Raw genomic sequence first — 20,100 nt, 5'->3', positions numbered from 1 at the left:
AATGTATAACAATCTTAATCAATAAAATATGCACCTAAATTTATAATTAAGATGTCTAAAATACTATTTTCATTATTAAAAATAAAATTCATATGTTTATTTAATATATTTTTATTTAAAAACAATAATAAATTATCTATAATCAATTATATAGAAATAATTTCTGGAGGGGCAAATTTATGAATTCAAAATTAGTAAAACGCGGTTTATCATTATTCTTATACCTTACATTAGTTTTTTTAAGTGGAGGGTCGATATATATTTTATTTCAAAAAATACCGGAACTTATGTTGACATTCGATTTTAGTCATATAGTTTCTCTAATTATGGCTATTATATATATGGGTAATTATATATTAGTAAATATATTTTTAATCGGAATAATAGAAAGTACTGACTATACACCTTTTGTATTTGCTAATGTAAAAAGGTTTAAAAAGATGGGGTATTGCTTATTTGTAAATGCAATAATAGAGTGTATTTTAGGGTATAGCTTAAATAAGAATGCATCTATCCAATTTATAGGTACTGAGAATGGAGCAATTACACGTCCTATGATTATATGTATTGTAGCTGCTTTAATGTTCTTTGTTATCGGAGAAGTATTTGATAAGGCTATAAAACTAAAAGAAGATAATGATTTAACTGTATAGAAAAGTTTATGTCAATTATAGTTAATTTAGATGTAATGATAGCTAAGAGAAAAATATCTCTTAAAGAATTATCCGAAAAGATAGATATTACTAATTCAAACTTATCAATACTAAAAAACAATAAAGCAAGAGCTATAAGATTTACTACTTTAAATGAAATTTGTAAGATTTTAGATTGTCAGCCAGGAGATATACTTGAGTATATAGACGATGATGAAGAATAGTATTTTTAATATTTATGTAATTCAAAAAGGTGAAGTCATTATCATAGACTACACCTTTTTTATTTCTAATTATTCTACTAATTTATCCACTATAGTAAGTTTTTTCTCTAATATTTATAGCTGTTGGTTTAATCCTTACTTTTAACTCCCCGTATTCTAATTCCTGTCGTTCTTGTCCATTTTTCAATATATTATTTAGTTTTAAATCTTATGTAGTTTCATATAAGTATATAGAGGTGATTTATATTGAAAAGTGAAACAAATACTTATACTTTATCTAAACGTTTTTCATTATCTTCTATGTTATCAATCATTGCTTTAATCTTAATTTGCATTGATATATTTGCTGATATTATTATTTTAAGTATTGTAGGCTTATTGACTATTGGATGTATCAGCTTATATGATACAATACATAACTATAAACTTTATAGTATAATACAGTTTTTTTCTTTATTTAATACAGTGGTGAGTTTTACGTTTGCTGCATTAGATATTTTTTCTATGTTTTAAACTTAAACCTTTATCATAAATAAAAGGAGATAACAAAAGTTATCTCCTTTTATTTATTTGATTATTTTTTTATTGAAAACTCCTTCTAATCCGGCCTTTTTAACTCTAGTTTCTATTTCTTTTTTATCTATTGTATAAAAACCTAAATCCTTCATTCTATTAAAGTAAACACTTCCTGCAAAAGTAAACTTTAATCTATCTGAATGTTCCTCTTTTAATTCTTGATTAGCATAAGATATAAAGTCTCCAATTGCAATACTAGTTGGTAGTTGAAGTAAATACATGCCTATAGCATTTCTAGCTGCATTATGCCCAGCTAAAGATCCAGTACATATAGCTTCTGTGTGACCTACAAAGAATCCACTTTTTTCTCCGCCTACAAATAAGTTTTCAAGTCCTGTTACTCTCATATAATTGTCTCTTGGTGCAACTGAAAAATATCTTACTGAATTTCCCTTTCCTCCTGAATATGGATCTACTATTATAGCTCCCTCAAATCCTGGAATTTTTCTTAATTTTTCAAGTGGATAAAATGGTGCCATTAGTTTTGCATGACCTCGGTTGTTAGTATTGCAACTTATAAAGAAGCTAAAGAAAGGTTGTTTCCACCCTATGTTCCTTTATATAAGACTATAATATTGTATTCTAAGGATTTCTTATTTGAAGAGTATTTAGAAAGTGATTCAATTGGAGAGTTTATTGTTAAGTTTAAAAAGAATAACAATTTGACTTTAAAAGATATTTCTAATATGACTGGCTTTAGTGTATCTCATATAGCTAATGTAATCTATGGTAAAAATGCAACACCTGATTTTATACTTGCAATTAGCAAATTAAAAAAATAATTTATATTAATAAAGAGGTATGTCATTATATACTCCATACCTCTTTATTAATATATTTTTTTAATACGCTTTTTATATAATTATACACTTAGCATAAACTTTCTAACATCACTAACTGGTGCTCTAAATTCAGCATCAGTTCCTATTGCTTCAAAGTGTTTTTCTGCACATGTTATTTTTGCATCTTCTTCTGGCCTAAGCCCTAGTCTATTTTCAGTTCCTTTACTTTCTATAACAAAGTATAATTTTTCTTTGCCTCCTTTTTCTACAACTAAAGCCCAATCTGGATTATAGTTTCCTAAAGGAGTATCTATCTTAAACCAACTTGGAAGCTTGACATATACTTTTACATTTTTATCTGATTCAAACCTCTTTGCAAACTTAAGCTCTGTTTTAGAATCGCAAATAGCATAATTGTAAGGTGATTTTTTACTCTCAACTACTTTATCATTTAAATATGCAAGTAATGTTTCATCTTCACTATTAAAAGTTTCAACTGAATAATAGTCATTAATTTTCTCATATTTTATTCCATTTGCAACGAATATTCTAAGCTCTGAATTTATAATTCTAACAACCTCTTCTATAAATTTTTGTGGATTTTTCTTAAAGTCATCTAGTCTCTTAGATCCCACTAAAATACTTATTACTGTCTTTCTAGTTAGCCTAGTTTTATTTTGTAATTCAGTTATAATATCAGGCAAATAGTTTACAGTATGAACATCATACTCTGGAGATTCCTCCTGAAGCTTAGATACTGCTCCAAGTTCTCTAGTTATATTAACACTATCTTTTCTTGATATTAATTTAGGAGCTTGTATAGTTGGCATCTTATATATACGTTCTATACATTTTTCAATTAGCTCTTCACTATTGAAATTAACTGAATAGATAGTTTTTGTATTTATCTTATTCCATAAAGCTATAAATTCTTCGCTATCTACAACTACTTTGTTAAGCTCAACTTTCTCTCTCTTGCTTCTATCTTTTATTTCATAAATACTGCATCTTTTATCTAGAACTTCCACTATCTCTCTAAAAAAATCTTGGAAGCCTTCACCTTGTAAAGTGAATTTAGTTTCCCCTGTATCTTCTAGTTGCAATGCATCTAATTCTTTCTTTAGCTTATCTTGTATCTTACCTTTTTTATCAATATACTCGTTTTTTTCAAGATACTTAAACACTTCCTCAGATTTGTCATATCCAAGATATACGTCTTTTTGCTTTTGATTATCATATCTTTTTACATTAGCAAATGAATATTTTTCTATAACTCCAAATCTTGTACCTGTATCTTCTTGTAATTCATTTTGTAATCTATTTACAAATTCCGCATACGATTCATTAGCCATAACTGTTAAAGTGTTTACGCTAGTATCATTTATACGCTCTCCAGTTTGATCCACACATAATCTAAGCCCTCTCCCAATCTCTTGTCTACGTTTTATATATGTACCTGCACTATCCTTTAAAGTACATATTTGAAATACATTCGGATTATCCCAACCTTCTCTAAGTGCTGAGTGTGAAAATATAAATCTTAATGGATTAGCCATATCTAGTAATCTTTCTTTATCTTTCATTATTAAGCGGTAAATATCCTCATCAGCTTGAGTATTTCCTTTTGTATCTTTTAGTTTTCCTTTTTTATCTTGTGCAAAATACCCATTATGAGTAGCCCCAATAGATACATTTCGATTTATATTTTTTGCGAATCTTGGTTGCTTGATTAAATCATCATACTCTTGTTCAAACATAGTAGCATATTTCCCAAGAAGAATTTCTCCATCCTTTGAATAGTCTCTATAATTGCACACCTTATCTATAAAAAATAAACTTAATACTTTTATTCCTTTTTTATTAAGTATTATTTCTTTTTCTAAATGTTCTTCTATAGTTTTTCTTATTTGATACCTTTTAATTATATCATCATCAATATCTCCTATAGCTTGATTTAGCCCTATAACTTCTCCATTTATGACAATATACTCATCATTTTTTCCCCAGCTTATATCTTCTATCTTATGATTTCTATAAATTTCACGGTATCCCGATATATCAAATAAGTAATCACCTAATTTTATAGGTTTAGTTGTTCTTTTAACTACTCCCTTTTTATCCTGAACATCTATCTCAACCTTAGCCTTACGTTCATCTACACTAATAAGTTTTATATATGGCTTGTTAAAAGATTCTTCACTTCTGATAGACATTACTTCTATTCTTTTTACTAGTTTTTGCTCATACGCCTCAACCGCATCTAATCTATAAACCATGTTATATTTATCCAAATGAGTTGCTGAGTATCTTAAAGTGCACATAGGTTTTAGAGATTTTATAGCCTCTTTTGATTTAGATGTATTATCAACACTTTGAGGTTCATCTATTATAACTATGGGATTAGTTGCTGCTATTAAATCTATAGGTCTTTGTCCGTTTAACTTATCTTGTTTTCTATGAATTATATTTGCCTTATCTTCTTTTTCAGGGTCTACAAACCCTTTTCTAAATGCATCTATATTTATAATCATTATTTGTATATTGCTTGAAGTTGCAAAATTTCTTACTTTATCAAGTTCTGATGAATCATATACAAAATATTCTAATGGTACATTGTCATATGAACTATTGAAATGCTCTTTAGTTATTTGTAGTGATTTTTCAACTCCCTCACGAATAGCTACAGATGGAACAACTATAACAAACTTTTTAAATCCGTAATTTTTATTTAATTCATATATACTTTTAAGATATACATATGTCTTTCCTGTACCTGTTTCCATCTCCACAGTAAAATTCATTCCGTTATCTTTTAGTTGTTCTAAATTTTCAGTTCTTGGCAAGTTATTTTTCATTTGTATATTTTGTATATTTTCTAGTATTTGTTCTGGCACAAGTTCTAATTTATTACCTATACCTATATTACTTTGAACTACTCCCATTTGAAGTTGTACATCATTTAAACACTTACTATTTAAGACGGTAAATTTAGACTCTATTACATTTTGTTTTTTAAATATATCTACAACTGATTCTATAGCTTCTTTTTGATACTGTAAATTTGATTTAAACTTTAGCTTCATTTCTATACACTCCTTACATCAGTAATTCCAAACTGTTTTAAGTTTTGTATAGTGTTCATTTTTTGACTATCAGTTTTAAATCCAGTTTCTTTAAATACTACTTTCATATCCATAAATTCTGATTTATATTTTGGTATTTCTTTTATTATATTTTCTGTTATTTCATCTTCTAGGCATATTACTAAGGAACCCATACCAATATTGTATATTTTCTTATCATCTATATTTACTTCATTAACAGGAGTTGTAAGCTCTATACCCATTTTTATAAGTACCTCAAATAATAAATCTTCTTTACTCCTTCCACTTTTTAAATTATCTGTCATCTCTTCTAGAGTCATTGCTAATTCATCATAACTAGGACTCCATTCTTTTATATTTGAGTTATCTAGTTTAAACACTTTAAATCCTATATCTAAATCAGTTTTTCCACTTTCAAATACTACTTTTTCTCCAGCACGTCTTATACGTTCTTTCCCTATTTCGCATATATTTTTATATCCTTCTTTATACGCTTCACTTTTTTCATCAGTTACTTCAGGAAGCTGTACCATTATAAACTTACGATTACCATCATCTTCTGAATTTAATTTCATTACTGCATCTGCCGTTGAAGATGATCCTGAAAAGAAATCTAATATAATATCATTATTTCTACTTCCTTGATTAAGACAATACTTAATTAATCCAATTGGTTTTGGATTTGTAAATATTTTATTAGGCATTATCTCTTTAAATGATATAGTTCCAGAATCACTTGAAAATTCACTTCCGCTTAAAAATGATTTTGATTTTACTATTCTTGTTTCTCCATACCTTTCTAAATAATCTTTTTGATATATATCATACTCTCCTCTTATTGATATGTACTTTACAGCTAATTCATTTATTCTTTCCAATGCTGTATCTTTTCCCCATCTCCAACGCCCATCTGTATTATCAGATAGCTTAGGTAAAATCTCAATATCTTCATCACTAGTCTTATTTAAACTTATAGTGTTACTTTTTTGATTATAATAAAAAGGGTAATACATGTTAGGTCTATCTTCTCTTTTAGAGTTCGTTCCTCTTTTTCTTAGCCCTAATAATCTATATTTACCGACTTCATCTTCTAAGTTATACTCACTTAAATACTCTTGCGGCATAGGAATTCCATATGTTTTAAATTTATAGCTTTTTCTATATATAATTAAATTTTCATGAGCTGTAGCTATGTATTCATCATCACTTCTTCCTTTTAAATTATTTACAACAGCTACATTTGCTATAAAATTGACCTCTCCAAATATTTCATCACATAGCTTCTTTAAATTAGCTTGTTCATTTTCATCTATGCTTATAAATATAACTCCATCTTCTCTAAGCAAATTTCTAGCTAATTTTAAACGTGGATACATCATATTTAGCCAATCAGTATGATATCTTCCATTAGTCTCTGGATTAGCCTTAGTTGTTTGATTTGTCATTTCCTTATAATTCGCTATATTATCTCTAAAGTTATCCTTATATACGAAATCTTTCCCAGTATTATATGGTGGATCTATATATATCATTTTGACTTTGCCAAAGTAGCTTTTTTGAAGAAGTTTTAATACTTCTAAATTATCTCCTTCTATATATAAGTTTTCTGTAGTGTCCCAATTTTTACTACTTTCTTTATCTGGTCTTAAAGTTCCTGTTGATGGAGTCTGAGATATTTTTATAGAATTACTTTTTCCATTCCATTTAAATTCATATCTTTCTTCATCCATTTCTATACTATCTCCTAAGACCATTCTCAGCTTGTCAAAATCTATTTTTCCGTCACTAAATACTTCAGGAAAGAGTTGTTTTAAGTTGTCTAAATTATTTTGTGTTAAATCCATGCTTTGTCCATTTAACTTCTCCATAACATCCTCCTATATTGTTATATAATCTATAACCAAAATTTATATTAATAGTATATCATAATTTAATTATTGACTAAAAACTTACTTTTACTATATTTATGTATACTTATTCTATATATATTGACTTAGTTATAAGTTAAATATAATATGAAATATGTAGTATTTTATATTATTTTTATTTTTATGAGGGAGATTTATATGAATAACGAATACTTAATGGAATTAATGTTCCAACTTAAAATATTAAAGTCAACTGGAAATGAATTTGAAAGCTTGTTTTATCAAGTAATGAAAAAATATGATAGAAATTTTATAGAAATAAAACCACAAGGAAATTTAGGGGATAAAAAGTGTGACGGGTACATAAAAAGCAAAGGAGTTTTTTTCCAGGTTTATGGTCCAGAAGATGCCTCAAATGCTGATACTCAAAGATATGCAATATCAAAGTTAAAAAAAGACTTTGAAGGATTATACGCTCATACACAAAATGGTACTTATGAACTTATACAAGAATTTTATTTTGTTATAAATACCAAAGGCACTCAAGGAATTTATCCTGATCTTTCAGACAAGTTGACTGATCTTTCAAACTCCTATCCAGATATATATTTCGATTATATTGATACTAATGAAATTATATCTAGATTTATGGAACTTAGACCTGTTCATAAACGTCAAATTTTACAAAGTTTTATTCCTGACATAAGTTTTTCAGATATTAAATTTTCTATAATTCAAAATATCGTTGAACATCTTAATAAAACTGTTTGTAGAAATAATTTTGATGATAATTGTATAGTACCCGATTTTTACGAAAAAATTGAATTTAATAATCTGGGTCGCAAAATAACTCGTGCTCTTGAAGATGCAAATGCCTATATTGATAAGCTGGATGAATTTCTTTCAGATTCATATTCTAATAATGCTAAGGTTGAACTATGTAATATATATAGAACTCTTTATTCTAAAGCTAAAGAAATCTATCCAAGTGATTCAAATTCTCAATTTAAATATATTTTAAATTCTTCTTATGAAAAAAATGATAGTTTGGACTTTCCTACAGAGAGTGCATACATCTCTAATATTCTTATAATAATGGCTAAGTATTTTAATTCTTGTGATATATTTGAAGAACCAAAAAAAATAGAGTAGAGGTTATATCCTCTACTCTATTTTCATATCTACTTTAACTCCTAAAAGTTTGTCTTTATCTGATGAATCTAATAGTTCAATTACAACTCTACTTTTTATATATTCTACAAATTCATAATCTTCATTGTGTAATGCTATATCTACAACATTATCAAATACATCATTATTTATATTCAATATGTATTGATATCCTTTGTCAATGCAAATTTGCTTAGCTAATTTAATCATTTTATAAATTTGCCTTGGATCAGTTTCACTAAATACATTATTATCGTGGTAAATAAATCTTACATTATGGTTATTTTGTAATGTTAAATTAATAAAATCCATACAGAAAATTTTAACTTTATTAATACCCATTGATCCTTCTCCACTTACCATTGGCTCTATAGTAAACCTAGTTTTATTATCTCCATTATTGTTTTTTATAGATATTCCAGCTTCTTTTTTATCATCATATATGTACTCTATATACTCTTTAAACTTATTTGATATATTTTCAATATTTGTCTGATTTTCTATTAGCCATTTATCTGTACTTGCATTTGCTTTAGCAAATTCTACATTTAAATCGTTTATCTTTTCAGTTATTCCATTTATTATCTTATTATAGCTTTCCGTCTTTTGAAGCTTAAGCTTCATATCTGTCAATTTATTTTGTAATGCTTCATATTCAGATATAGATCCAGTTTCTCTTAAGTACTTGCTGTTTTCATTTATACTTTTATTTATTGATTCTAAATCTTGTTTTATAGTTTTAAGTTCTCTATCAATTTTTTCTCTGTCTTTTCTAAGCCTTGTTTGTCTACTCTCTAAAAGCTTTGAATGAAAATCAGAAACTTCATTCAATGATTTTTTTATCATCTCAGGTAGTATTAACTTTGAGTTCTCATATAAGTTTATAACCTCTTGAGAATCAACGTCTATTTTAACTTTTAAACTTTCATTTATATTTTTCAGTCTACTTTCATATAAAGTTATTTGATTTAACAAGTCATTTTTTTCATATTTTAAGTCATCAACTTCTAATTTTATATCATTATATTCCTCAGATATATTAAATTTACTTATACTTTCTTCTAAATCTTCTATTTCCTTCTTTAAGTTATTTATAGATACACTTATATCTATACCTTCCGTGACTATAGACTTTATGTCTTCATCTTTTTCTATTAGCTTTTTATTATCTTTTAACTGCTTTATCTTTTCTTTCAATCTGATTTTTTCATCTGCTAATTTTAAATTTAATCCAAGTAAAAATGCACTACTTAAAGATTTAGCATCAACTTGCTCCTTAGCTTTGCATTGATCCCATTCTAAGTATCCATATGGAGGTATTCTCATAAATCTAGATATTAAATTTCTATATGATAAATTTTTATATTCATCTTCAAAGTAAAATAAATTACTTTCCATAAAATATTTAAAGTCTTTAATACTATTTTCTTCATTATTTAAGATAATTTCTTTTTGATTTGTGCTATTTCTAGTAGATGTATATGTTTTATTCCCTAATGTAAAATCAAGACTAAAATTCCAATCATCTAGTTTTTGCAATGATTTAATATTGCTACTACCTAGGCAAAAATCTATTAACCTTAAAGAAAGGGTCTTTCCTACCCCATTAAATGTCTTTTTATTATCCTTAGTAGTTTTTTTCCCTAAAATTATATTTATATTGTTATCTTCAAACTCTATGTCTCTAAAAAATTCTTTATCAGAATATAACTTATTTAATATCATTGTATATTTCACCCCTCTCATTTATGTTTACTGAGCCAATAATATATAATAAATCTATTGTTAATATGAAATTATCAAAAGTATGTTTTTTATTTATTTTCCCTGTATCTATGTAAATTTCATTTAAGTGTTTCCAACAATCATCTATACTTTTAGGAGTGTCTAATATTGATAATACAAAGGCTCCTAATCCAATCAATGATTCAGACATATTTATATTTTTACCTGGCATTATCATATTTATCACCTCCTATTATAATATTCAATCTTTTATTTAAAAGCATATTATTATATCATATTATATTTAACATTACTTTATTATATTATATCATTTTTTAAAATTTTTACATTACAAAAATAATAAGCCTTGTATTTATAACAAGACTTATTTAATTTAATCTATAAAGTTTTATTTATTTAATACTAGTTTTAATTCTTCAATTTCTTCTTTTAACTTATTCGCTTCTACATTAAGCTTCATTTTCTTATTAAATTGAGTCTCTCCTTTTATCTTCTTAGCAATACTTTCAATCTCATTGTTATAGTTATTAATTTTTCCTATAATTAATTTACTTTCTTCTAAATTTCCTTTATCATCAATAGTCTTATAAGATCCAACTAGCTCTACATTTTGAAAAGTATAAATTCTATTATCAATCATTTTGTAGAAATCATAAAAATTACTATGTGTTAAACTACTTAACTTAATAGAATCTAAAAACTTATTATTGTCCCCCTCTAATTTAGTTACGTCTATCCACGGTGTAATGTGCATCTCATCAACAACTACTTTGCTATTATCAGATTTGCTTAACCTCTTAATAGCTGTACTTATTGCTATCTTATTCTCAAATTCAAATATAATAACTATAGGACTAGGTATATTATTGTTTATAATTTTACATATCCTATCCAACTTATCATCTTGCTTTAAGGAAACTCTCATGTACCCTATAGCTGTATATAAATATTCATCGTCTTTAAATGAATCTATATTTATATTTCTTGTATCTAGAACATATGCCATTTCCATTTTATCTACATTTTGAGTAAAATTTTTTTCATCATCTTTACTAAAATTTGACTGTTGATAAAATAATTTTTTAGTTATTTTCTGTCCTATATATCTAATACGTTCTTTTAATTCTAAAATTTCAAATATATCGTTCATACTAACCCCTTATTATTAAATATGATATTATCTCAAATTCTTCATTACTTTCAGATTCTAACCCCAATAAGTTTTCCAACCCTCCTAGTGTAAATATACTTATAGTTTGTTGTTCTTCTATTTTTCCCAAAATTTCATCAGTAGCTTTTGTTAATAATTCTTTATATTTATCCATTTTTTTGTTGTTTTTAGTTTCTTTATTAAATTCTGATATTAAGCTATCTATAGGTTCTCTTTTGTTTGAACATAATGATCTGTAAATATCTAATATTTTTTTAATATTAGTATAACTGTATAAAATTTCTCCATCTTCTGTTACATACACTAAATAATATGGATATACTGGATTTTTATCACAATCATCTGTATAATTTTCTAATTTCTTTAAACAGAATATTACCCCTGGCTTTACTTCCTCACTAATTTTTTGGTTATTATTTTCAACTAATGAATATATTCCCTTCGGAGTTTTATCTATTTCGTCTTTATACTCATCCATAAAATTTATAAGATCCATTCTAAAATCATCCATCGTAAAATCTGTTAGAGATACATTTCCTGATACGTCTTCTAAATCTATAACTTCATTTTGAAGTTGCTCTAGTTGTCTTCTACGATACTCCAAGTCTTTCATCTCATTACTATTATCAGCTATAACATTTTCTTCTCCTGTAGCCGATATGTCTAACATGGTCATTCTTTGTTTAACACGTTTTTCTAAATTTATGTATTCATCTAATTCTATAGAAGGCCAAAAGTTTACAAGTTGAATATACTTATTAGTACTTCCTAATCTATCAATTCTACCAAAACGTTGTATGATTCTAACAGGGTTCCAGTGAATATCATAGTTTATTAAGTAATCACAATCCTGTAAGTTTTGTCCTTCCGATATACAATCTGTTGCTATAAGTATATCTATTTCTGATTTCATACTTAAATTTAACTTTGATCTTTCTTTAGATTTTGGTGAAAAGTTTATAAGTATGCTACTTAAATCTACCTTTTTAAGCTTAAGTGTAGTCTTTGGATTATCGCTTCCTGTAACTATAGCGGTGTTAACTTTAAAATTTTCCAGTGCCCAAATACTTAAGTTTTCATATAAATACTTAGCAGTATCTGCAAATGCAGTAAACACTATAATTTTTTTATTACATTCATTTATAGGATTATCTATTTTTTCTTTTATTTGATTTTTAAGCGCTTTTAACTTTTTATCCCTTTTAGAATCTATTAATTTTGATTTATTAAGCAAGTTGCTTAATAAATTTCTATCATATTCTAAATCTTGTTTCCATTTAATCATATCTACATCATTTAAAAGAACTTTAACTTTAGACCCTATTATAAAATCTTCTAACTGTTCATCTAAATTATCTATATCATCTATATTATAAGAATACTCCCCTTTAAAGTTATTTATTTTTTGCAAAGTTTTATCTATATTTGATAATATTTTTTCTAATGTTAGTGTAAATGAATTTACGGAACTCTCAAGTCTTTTTAATAAGCTTGACTTCATCAAGTATACTATACTGCTTTCACGGTCTGTTTGTTTAAGTACAGATTTACCACCTTTTACTTTAGTATCATATTTTTCTGCATAAATATCAATTTTATGTGGGAGTATATATTTCATAGGTGAATATATAGCTAAATTTAATTTTAATATATCTGTGTTGATAGATTTAAAAGACGGAAAATCTCCCTTCAAATCTATATCTTCTTTTATATTTATTGGCTCTAATCTTTTAGGAAATTCCCCTATATCAGTTATATTGTAATACTTTTCTATATGCTTTCTAGAACGTGCTATTGTTAGTGAATCGAGAAGTTTAAAATAATCCCAATTAAGCATTTCTAATAATTCTTCTGTGCTTCTTTCTTCACTAGGCAACTTTCCCCACTTATTAAATATCGACTGAGCTTTTGTAAGTGTCTTTTTTATGCTATTAATTTCAACAGTTTCTTCAAGCGCCTTATCATCACCTTCTGTTATAAATGCTATTTGATTTTTTAAATCATCTAGTTTGTTATTAACAGGTGTTGCCGATAACATTAATACTTTGGTTTTAACTCCTGACTTTATTATATTGTTCATTAATTTTGTATATCGTGTTTCTCTATCATTTCTAGCTTGATTATTTCTAAAATTATGAGATTCATCTATTACAACTAAATCATAATTTCCCCAATTTACATAATCTAGGTCTATATCTCCACTCATACCTCCACTTCTCGATAAATCAGTATGATTTAATAAATCATATGAAAATCTATCATTAGATAAAGGATTTCTTATATCATTTTGTTGTCTGTATATAGACCAGTTTTCTCTAAGTTTTTTAGGTGATAATACAAGAACTTTATTATTTTTAAGTTCATAGTACTTTATAACTGCTAGTGCTTCAAATGTTTTACCAAGCCCTACGCTATCCGCTATTATGCAACCTCCGTAGCTCTCAATTTTATTTATAGCTCCTACCACTCCATCTTTTTGAAAGTTATAAAGCTTATTCCAAACTATAGTATTTTTAAATCCTGTCCTTGATTGAATTATCTCTCTATCTTCATGCTCATCTAAAAAGTTTTTAAATATATTATATAATGTTACGAAGTATATAAACTCTGGAGAATTATCTTTATATAATAACTTAATTTTATCTAATATTTCTTTTTTTACATCTTTTAAGATTTTCTCATCTCTCCATATATTATCAAATGCAACCTTCAGCGATTTATTAAATTCTTCTCCATCAGTAAGTTGAGTGTGATTCATTGAACTTGAATTAACATATCCTAAACCTGGTGCAGAAAAAGAAATAGCACCTGTTATACTTATATCTTTTTCTTCTTCATTTTCTATGTAATAAATTGACTCCCCTATATTACTTGAAATTACCGATTTTATCTGTCCTTTACTTTTTATCCATTTAGATAGTTCTCTCGCTATATAAGCTTGATTCAAATTATTTTTGTATACTAGTTCTTCTTCTACTCCAAATATCTTATTTTCATTCTCCATTATTTTTTGTTGTATAACATTATTTTTATGGTTTATAAATGTTGGTTGTGTAAATAAGAATCTAAATTCTTCAATTTTTTTTAATTCTTCTTTTAGTTCTTCAAATGCATGAAGTGTAAAATGTGCAGCAGCTATAGATAGTTTTGAATCTTCATTTAAATATCTTTTTAATGAATCCCCTACTAATCCATGTTGCTTATTATCTATTAGCTTTTGTTGCATAATCGAATACCTCTTTTGTATAAATTTAATAACATTTAATTTCTTACTACCCTTATATTAGTAAATTATACTATTTATTTATAATAAAAAAAAGATTATAGGTATACATAAAATACTATAATTCCTTTTATTGAATTAAGATTACTAACCATTTCCACAATACATAAATGTTTATAAAAATATAATAGTTAATAATCAAATTCAATCCTTTTAGAATCACAATTACAAGTAATTTTTATATACATACACTTAATTCAATATTTTCATTCTTATCAATATATTCTAAAGAAAACTACTTCAATTATTCAGCTTCCATTTCAAATACTTTCTCTACAAATTCTTCTCTATCAATTACCTTAATCATTTTTAATTCATCCGTGTAATTTCATTACACTTATTTTTCCCTGTATCAGTTTCAATATGTAATATACAGTGAAAAATATATATAAATTTCATACATAAAAAACACCATATAGGGGAAACTAACTATATACAAAATAGAACTATGGAGGCACAAAATGAGAGTAGAAAAAATAAATAAAGAAGCTTGCGTTATAATAACAAAAAGAGAACAAGCAAAGGAACTATATTCAGAAATTGATAAATCATTAAAAATAATAAGAAAAGAAGGAACTTTAGTAACAAGGGTTTTAGAAGATACAAATCATCCAGAAGGAAAAGTTAAATACATAATAAATGGTATGAATGAAGTAAAAGTTAAAAATATACTATCAAAAACACTGCAGGAAAGTATTGAAAAAAGATCTGTACTTGCATAAAACAAAACCCCCAGGACCAAAATATCCTGGGGTATCAAAACTAATATCCTAATGTACAGCTTCCCTCTTATAAGTTTAAGGGCGAATATCTACTAACTCTCATTTAACATATAACTTATTCAAGGCCAACAACTTTTTATCAATTTCCAACGGTCTTTTGATATGAATGTAAGGGCATAGCGGAGCAATGCTTTTATGCCCTTACGTGGACTTTCAATTTTAAATTTACTATCAAATAAACAAAGGCAAGGTTACACACATTTTGCTGTATAAATTTTGCCTTTAACTCTATTTATATATATAAAAATTTTTAATAGAATAAGCCTTTACTCCCACCCTTCTACTAATTCAATCTCATCATATTTATATATAATATTTTTATCTGTTATTGAATCTAAAAATTTAATAAAATTCTCTTTTTTATCCTCATTATCACATACAATCTCTTTAAACCATGGATATTTTATCCCTAATAATTCTGTATATTTTTCATTATCCTCTCCAAATTTATTAAATTTCCCATGCTCATCTCTTATGTATCCATTCTTCTCACCTATTACTTTTTCAAATATAGAACCTAATTCATCTATTACAGCATCTATTTCTATTGCTGGTAATTGTGTTTCTTTGAATATCCTTATAATCTTTTCTATATCATTTAAACAAATATCTGATATAAATGTTTCTATATATTCTTCATCTTCTAATTCAAATTTGCAATCATCTACAAAATATATATTACATTCAATGTATTCTTCTATTTGGCTAATAATCTCGCTTATATATGAACTGTATTTAGTATTTTTTGTAAGTATATTTATTACAAAAATACTTTCACAGTCATCTTTTTCATATTTAACTCCACATTTTATTATTTCTGATAATAATTTTATATTTTCATTATGTGTATTGAAATCCTTATATTTTTTTAATATAGTTTTAAGTTCCATATAAATTTCTCCCCTCTATACAGGAATTACTTTTTGGATTATTGATATTTTATCTATTTAAATAAACAGTCTAATATACTTTTTATTTTTCATAATCCCATATATCATTTTAATATTTTTATCTTTAAATTCAAATACAATTTTTACATTTATTATCATGAATCCTCATTTGAAATTTTTCTAAACATAAAAATAAGCCTATGAATATCTCATAGACCTATTATCTAAATTAAATTTTAGCTTTATCATTTATTTCTTTTATTAATTTTTTAATATTATTTATACTGATAAATTTAATTTACCTCTCCTACTATATTTCTAACTTGAGCTTCACTTATATCATACTTTCTAGCTAACACCCTATAATCTCCATTAAACTTTTCTCTAATAACTCTATTTCTAATTGGTCTAGTCAAAGAAGCTTCTTTAGGTATATATAAAGAACTCCCTCCTAGTAATTCAACTAACTTCTTAAAAGCATCTATTCCTATATATTCGGCAATATCCTTATGTGTTTTTGGTATATCATCTAAAGTCAATTCTTCTAACATTAAATACACCTCCATAAATCTAAACTTATATTTAACCCTATACATATATTATACAGTTCTTTATCCATAACCTTTATACTCATATCAGGTTTATTTCAAATTCAGTTTAGTTTACAAAAGAACAAGGCAAGTATGCGTTCTTTGCATTCTTGCCTTGTTCTTTACTTTTTATATAAATAAAAAGATATCATGTCTGTAAGAGATGATATCTAACATTACTATTTAATCTCACCGTTTAAGTAAGCTTCTCTACACTTATCAAATGCACTTTTTCTTCCTGGCTTTTTTCTTACATTAGGAGCTTCTTCATTGTTTTCTGGAATAAATCCAAATTCTCTTACTAAAGCTTCTTCTCTAACTATCCAAGTTTTGCCTAACTTCTTAACATCTTCTCCATCAACAAATCTACTCCCAACATTATGTCTTAATGTGGATTGATCTATATTATACATATTAGCTACATCTGCAAATGTATATAAACCATCAAATGAACTCATACTATCACTCCTTATTATTTCTTATATAAGGATTATTAACTCTTATCGTGATTTATATACTATATTTTTATATAATAATTTATAAATCCAATAAACTACTTATATCCTCCCAAATATATTCAACTTCAACTAAATCTTTATCTGAAATATTAACTATATTTTTATCTCCTTGAACTCCACCTAAATGCTCATAAAATTTACATGCTTTATTTAACTCAAATGCATACAATACCATACTTTTAGCTCCTAAGTCATTTAACTTTGAAGCAATTGATTTTATAAGTACCTTTCCAAATCCCTTTGTTTGATATTCCTCTATTATATAAAGAGTATATAGTGTACTGTCAAATTTCTCTTCAGTATCATTTACTATCGCTGATGCAAATCCCACAATCTCACCTTTATCATTTTCTGCTACAAACATAAATTCCCTTGTATCCGTATTATTAAAAAGTCTACTACTCCACTTTTCCTTTTGTTTTTTATATGTTCTGTTTAGTAAACATTCTTCAGGAACTATTTCTCTATAAGCAGAATTCCAAGTATCTATATGAACCTTAACTACAGAGTCTAAATCTTCCTTCTTATATTCACGAACTATCATTCAAACACTCCCTTTTTAATATAATTTAATTATAATATATATTTATAAGATATCAATTATTATTAATACTGATATACTTTATATAATAGTTTTTCTTGTTAAATTTATTAACTCTATTTTTCACAGTTGAATACAAGAATAGCAAACCATTCTCTTTCAAAAGGGAGTAAATCAAAATCATTTTTTTCACCAATTGATTCCTCTATAGTTACAGTATCTATTCTATTAAAATTCACTTTTTTGTAAGCTTTTTCTATTCCTGTTTTTATAGCAAACTCTTCTGCTCCCATAACTTTATTATCTTCGCAAAACTCCTTTAAAGTTTTAAAACCTTTAGAACCTTCATCAATAACAATATAGCTATCAAACATAGATTTTCCATATTTCAAAACTCTTTTAGCTTCTGTTATTCCATCAATAGCTAAGTTCAACATATTCTGAATTCCATAAAAAGATACAATAGCATCAATTGTGTTATCCTTAAATGGCAAATTGGTCGCATCACAAGCAATATAGTTTACTTTTGCTTCAGGATTAATTTTTTTAGCCCTTAGTCTATCATGTTTTAAAACTTCAAAGCTTAAGTCCGTACATATTATCTGTGATTCTGTGTTTATACTTCTTACCATCTCTCTAAATAATTCGCCTCTACCAGTTGCTATATCTAATATAAATTCACCTTCATTATTACTAATACCGTCTATAATAAATTTTTTTGCTTTATTGCCTATCATTATTTGATTTTGAGGAACCCTTTCTAAGATCTGTTGCTCCAACTCCTCATCATTATACTCCTCATAAGATTCTTTCCAATTATTTGCAAGCTCCTGTTCTACTGAACCAAAATTAATTATTCCCTCAGTGATAACCCAATCATGCCCACCCTCATAAGTTAATTTTCCTTCTAATATCTCATGATTCTCTTTCTTTTCAACTATCAAATTTAATTTTCTATTACATTTCGGACATTTTAATAACTTAAGAAGTTCTTTATACATTCTTTCTACCCCCATTTAGTAAAAAATATATTTATATTATTAATATTCAAATCCTTTATATAGATAGAATAATTTTTATTTTTAAGTACAATAAGCATATTCTTCAAATACTTTATTTTCCTACTTAAAACTTCCTATGCTAATCTTACCTGGATAATAACTTTTAGGAGGTACATATATGAAATGGTATTTAGATTTTGGTCATGGAGGTAAAGACTCTGGAGCTGTTGGCTCTAATGGTAGAAAAGAAAGTGATATGGTTCTAAAAATAGGTATGATAGTTAAATCTATTCTTGAAGAAGCTTTTGAAAAAGTAGTTACTACTCGTGAAGAAGATAAGTTTTATTCATTATCTTATCGTACTACTAAAGCTAATAATGAAAACTGTGATTACTTTGTAAGTATTCATATGAACTCTTCTGAAAACAAATCTGCAAAAGGAACTGAAACTTGGATATATGATACTAATAATAAAATATGTAAATTAGCTACTAATTTATCTTCAAATCTTTCTAATAAACTTAATACTCCAAATCGTGGTGTTAAGATATCTAAAAAATTCTCAGTTTTAAAACATAGTAAAATGCCTGCTGTAATTATAGAAATTGATTTTATATCAAATAATTCTGTTGAAGCTTCTTGTTCTGATGAAATATATATAAGAAATACATCTAATGCTATAGCTTCTACTTTACTTGAATTTGTAAATAAGAAAATAGAAAGTGAAGGTCCTTTTTATAGAGTATGTATAGGTGCCTTTAATATTAAAGATAATGCAGTAAAACTCAGAAATGAGGCTATTTCTAAAGGTTTTAAAGATACTTATATAACAACTTAATCTACATGCCACTAAAATATTAATATTGCTTTCAAATATTTTCTTCAATTACTTTCTTTGATTGCTTTAATCTTCTCCATCTATACTTAAGTTAAATTAAATATTAAAAGGAGGAATCAAAATGGCAGATATGAATTTAGCTCCAAATACTTCAGAAGTTGCTCAAATGTCAGCATTAAGAATTAAATATGACTGTGGTTTAGGTGAAAATGGAAGAACTATAGTTAAAACTAGAAGTTTTTCAAATGTTAATCCTGAAGCAAAAGCTATTGATGTTTACAATGTAGGTGAAATATTAAATGCTCTACAAAAACATGATGTGCTATCTGTAGTAAGAATAGACAATACAGAATTAACACCAGC

General features: G+C 26.2%; 19 protein-coding genes. 7 read left to right on the top strand and 12 right to left on the bottom strand.

From position 1 onward, the window contains the following. Positions 1-179 precede the first annotated feature (179 nt). Positions 180-653: a DUF2975 domain-containing protein gene (locus ACRDDE_RS08530; RefSeq protein WP_438626852.1), complete on the top strand. Its 474-nt coding sequence runs from the start codon at positions 180-182 to the stop codon at positions 651-653. Positions 654-661: 8 nt separating this feature from the next. Then, complete coding sequence (locus ACRDDE_RS08525; protein WP_438626851.1) at positions 662-877, top strand: helix-turn-helix domain-containing protein; 216 nt, start codon at positions 662-664, stop codon at positions 875-877. A 566-nt stretch (positions 878-1,443) separates the two neighbouring features. Here ACRDDE_RS08525 and ACRDDE_RS08520 read toward each other — a convergent pair. Continuing rightward, the gene (locus tag ACRDDE_RS08520; protein WP_438626850.1) at positions 1,444-1,932 is read right to left on the bottom strand and encodes an FAD-dependent oxidoreductase; all 489 of its coding nucleotides are present in this window, start codon (positions 1,930-1,932) and stop codon (positions 1,444-1,446) included. A gap of 9 nt (positions 1,933-1,941) precedes the next feature. On the opposite strand from ACRDDE_RS08520, the gene ACRDDE_RS08515 reads away from it, so the two are divergent. Beyond that, a complete protein-coding gene (locus tag ACRDDE_RS08515; protein ID WP_438626849.1) occupies positions 1,942-2,235 on the top strand; it encodes a hypothetical protein in 294 nt (97 codons plus the stop codon). A gap of 80 nt (positions 2,236-2,315) precedes the next feature. Here ACRDDE_RS08515 and ACRDDE_RS08510 read toward each other — a convergent pair whose 3' ends face one another. Both ACRDDE_RS08510 and ACRDDE_RS08505 read right to left on the bottom strand, forming a co-directional pair. Next, positions 2,316-5,318 carry a type III restriction-modification system endonuclease gene (locus ACRDDE_RS08510; protein ID WP_438626848.1) on the bottom strand — a complete coding sequence of 1,001 codons (3,003 nt, stop codon included), beginning with the start codon at positions 5,316-5,318 and terminating at the stop codon, positions 2,316-2,318. A 2-nt stretch (positions 5,319-5,320) separates the two neighbouring features. Further along, entirely contained in the window at positions 5,321-7,207 is a 1,887-nt protein-coding gene (locus ACRDDE_RS08505; RefSeq protein ID WP_438626847.1) for a site-specific DNA-methyltransferase, read from the bottom strand. Between the two features lie 198 nt (positions 7,208-7,405). Between ACRDDE_RS08505 and ACRDDE_RS08500 the strand changes: the two genes are divergently transcribed. After that, positions 7,406-8,359, top strand: a complete 954-nt coding sequence (locus ACRDDE_RS08500; protein ID WP_438626846.1) for an ABC-three component system protein — start codon at positions 7,406-7,408, stop codon at positions 8,357-8,359. A 12-nt stretch (positions 8,360-8,371) separates the two neighbouring features. On the opposite strand, the gene ACRDDE_RS08495 is transcribed toward ACRDDE_RS08500, so the two are convergent. From ACRDDE_RS08495 to ACRDDE_RS08480, 4 genes are all read right to left on the bottom strand, one after another. Continuing rightward, positions 8,372-10,102: a DUF2326 domain-containing protein gene (locus ACRDDE_RS08495; protein ID WP_438626845.1), complete on the bottom strand. Its 1,731-nt coding sequence runs from the start codon at positions 10,100-10,102 to the stop codon at positions 8,372-8,374. Then, positions 10,089-10,340, bottom strand: coding sequence for an ABC-three component system middle component 6 (locus ACRDDE_RS08490; protein WP_438626844.1), 252 nt, complete (start codon positions 10,338-10,340; stop codon positions 10,089-10,091). Before ACRDDE_RS08490 ends, ACRDDE_RS08495 begins: the two co-directional genes overlap by 14 nt. A gap of 171 nt (positions 10,341-10,511) precedes the next feature. Beyond that, positions 10,512-11,273: a DUF4391 domain-containing protein gene (locus ACRDDE_RS08485; protein ID WP_438626843.1), complete on the bottom strand. Its 762-nt coding sequence runs from the start codon at positions 11,271-11,273 to the stop codon at positions 10,512-10,514. 1 nt (position 11,274) lies between these two features. After that, positions 11,275-14,520, bottom strand: a complete 3,246-nt coding sequence (locus ACRDDE_RS08480) for a helicase-related protein (protein WP_438626842.1) — start codon at positions 14,518-14,520, stop codon at positions 11,275-11,277. A 518-nt stretch (positions 14,521-15,038) separates the two neighbouring features. On the opposite strand from ACRDDE_RS08480, the gene ACRDDE_RS08475 reads away from it, so the two are divergent. After that, positions 15,039-15,299, top strand: a complete 261-nt coding sequence (locus tag ACRDDE_RS08475; protein ID WP_438626841.1) for a hypothetical protein — start codon at positions 15,039-15,041, stop codon at positions 15,297-15,299. A gap of 326 nt (positions 15,300-15,625) precedes the next feature. On the opposite strand, the gene ACRDDE_RS08470 is transcribed toward ACRDDE_RS08475, so the two are convergent. The 5 genes from ACRDDE_RS08470 to ACRDDE_RS08450 all read right to left on the bottom strand — a co-directional run bounded on the left by ACRDDE_RS08470 (position 15,626) and on the right by ACRDDE_RS08450 (position 18,899). Beyond that, complete coding sequence (locus ACRDDE_RS08470) at positions 15,626-16,249, bottom strand: hypothetical protein (RefSeq protein ID WP_438626840.1); 624 nt, start codon at positions 16,247-16,249, stop codon at positions 15,626-15,628. 293 nt (positions 16,250-16,542) lie between these two features. Further along, the gene (locus ACRDDE_RS08465; protein ID WP_438626839.1) at positions 16,543-16,800 is read right to left on the bottom strand and encodes a Mor transcription activator family protein; all 258 of its coding nucleotides are present in this window, start codon (positions 16,798-16,800) and stop codon (positions 16,543-16,545) included. A gap of 218 nt (positions 16,801-17,018) precedes the next feature. After that, a complete protein-coding gene (locus ACRDDE_RS08460; RefSeq protein WP_270939769.1) occupies positions 17,019-17,297 on the bottom strand; it encodes a hypothetical protein in 279 nt (92 codons plus the stop codon). 79 nt (positions 17,298-17,376) lie between these two features. Then, a complete protein-coding gene (locus ACRDDE_RS08455) occupies positions 17,377-17,901 on the bottom strand; it encodes a GNAT family N-acetyltransferase (RefSeq protein ID WP_438626838.1) in 525 nt (174 codons plus the stop codon). A 113-nt stretch (positions 17,902-18,014) separates the two neighbouring features. Beyond that, positions 18,015-18,899, bottom strand: a complete 885-nt coding sequence (locus tag ACRDDE_RS08450; protein WP_438626837.1) for a class I SAM-dependent methyltransferase — start codon at positions 18,897-18,899, stop codon at positions 18,015-18,017. 178 nt (positions 18,900-19,077) lie between these two features. Here ACRDDE_RS08450 and ACRDDE_RS08445 point away from each other — a divergent pair, with 178 nt between their 5' ends. Beyond that, positions 19,078-19,737, top strand: coding sequence for an N-acetylmuramoyl-L-alanine amidase family protein (locus ACRDDE_RS08445; protein ID WP_438626836.1), 660 nt, complete (start codon positions 19,078-19,080; stop codon positions 19,735-19,737). 121 nt (positions 19,738-19,858) lie between these two features. Further along, on the top strand, positions 19,859-20,100 hold a 242-nt coding region (locus ACRDDE_RS08440; protein WP_438626835.1), incomplete at its 3' end, for a DUF1659 domain-containing protein.

This window comes from Paraclostridium sp. (genome assembly GCF_051656405.1).
Taxonomy (GTDB): domain Bacteria; phylum Bacillota; class Clostridia; order Peptostreptococcales; family Peptostreptococcaceae; genus Paraclostridium.
The sequence above is the reverse complement of the archived record's forward strand: the minus strand, read 5'-3'. Positions and strand labels throughout refer to the sequence as shown.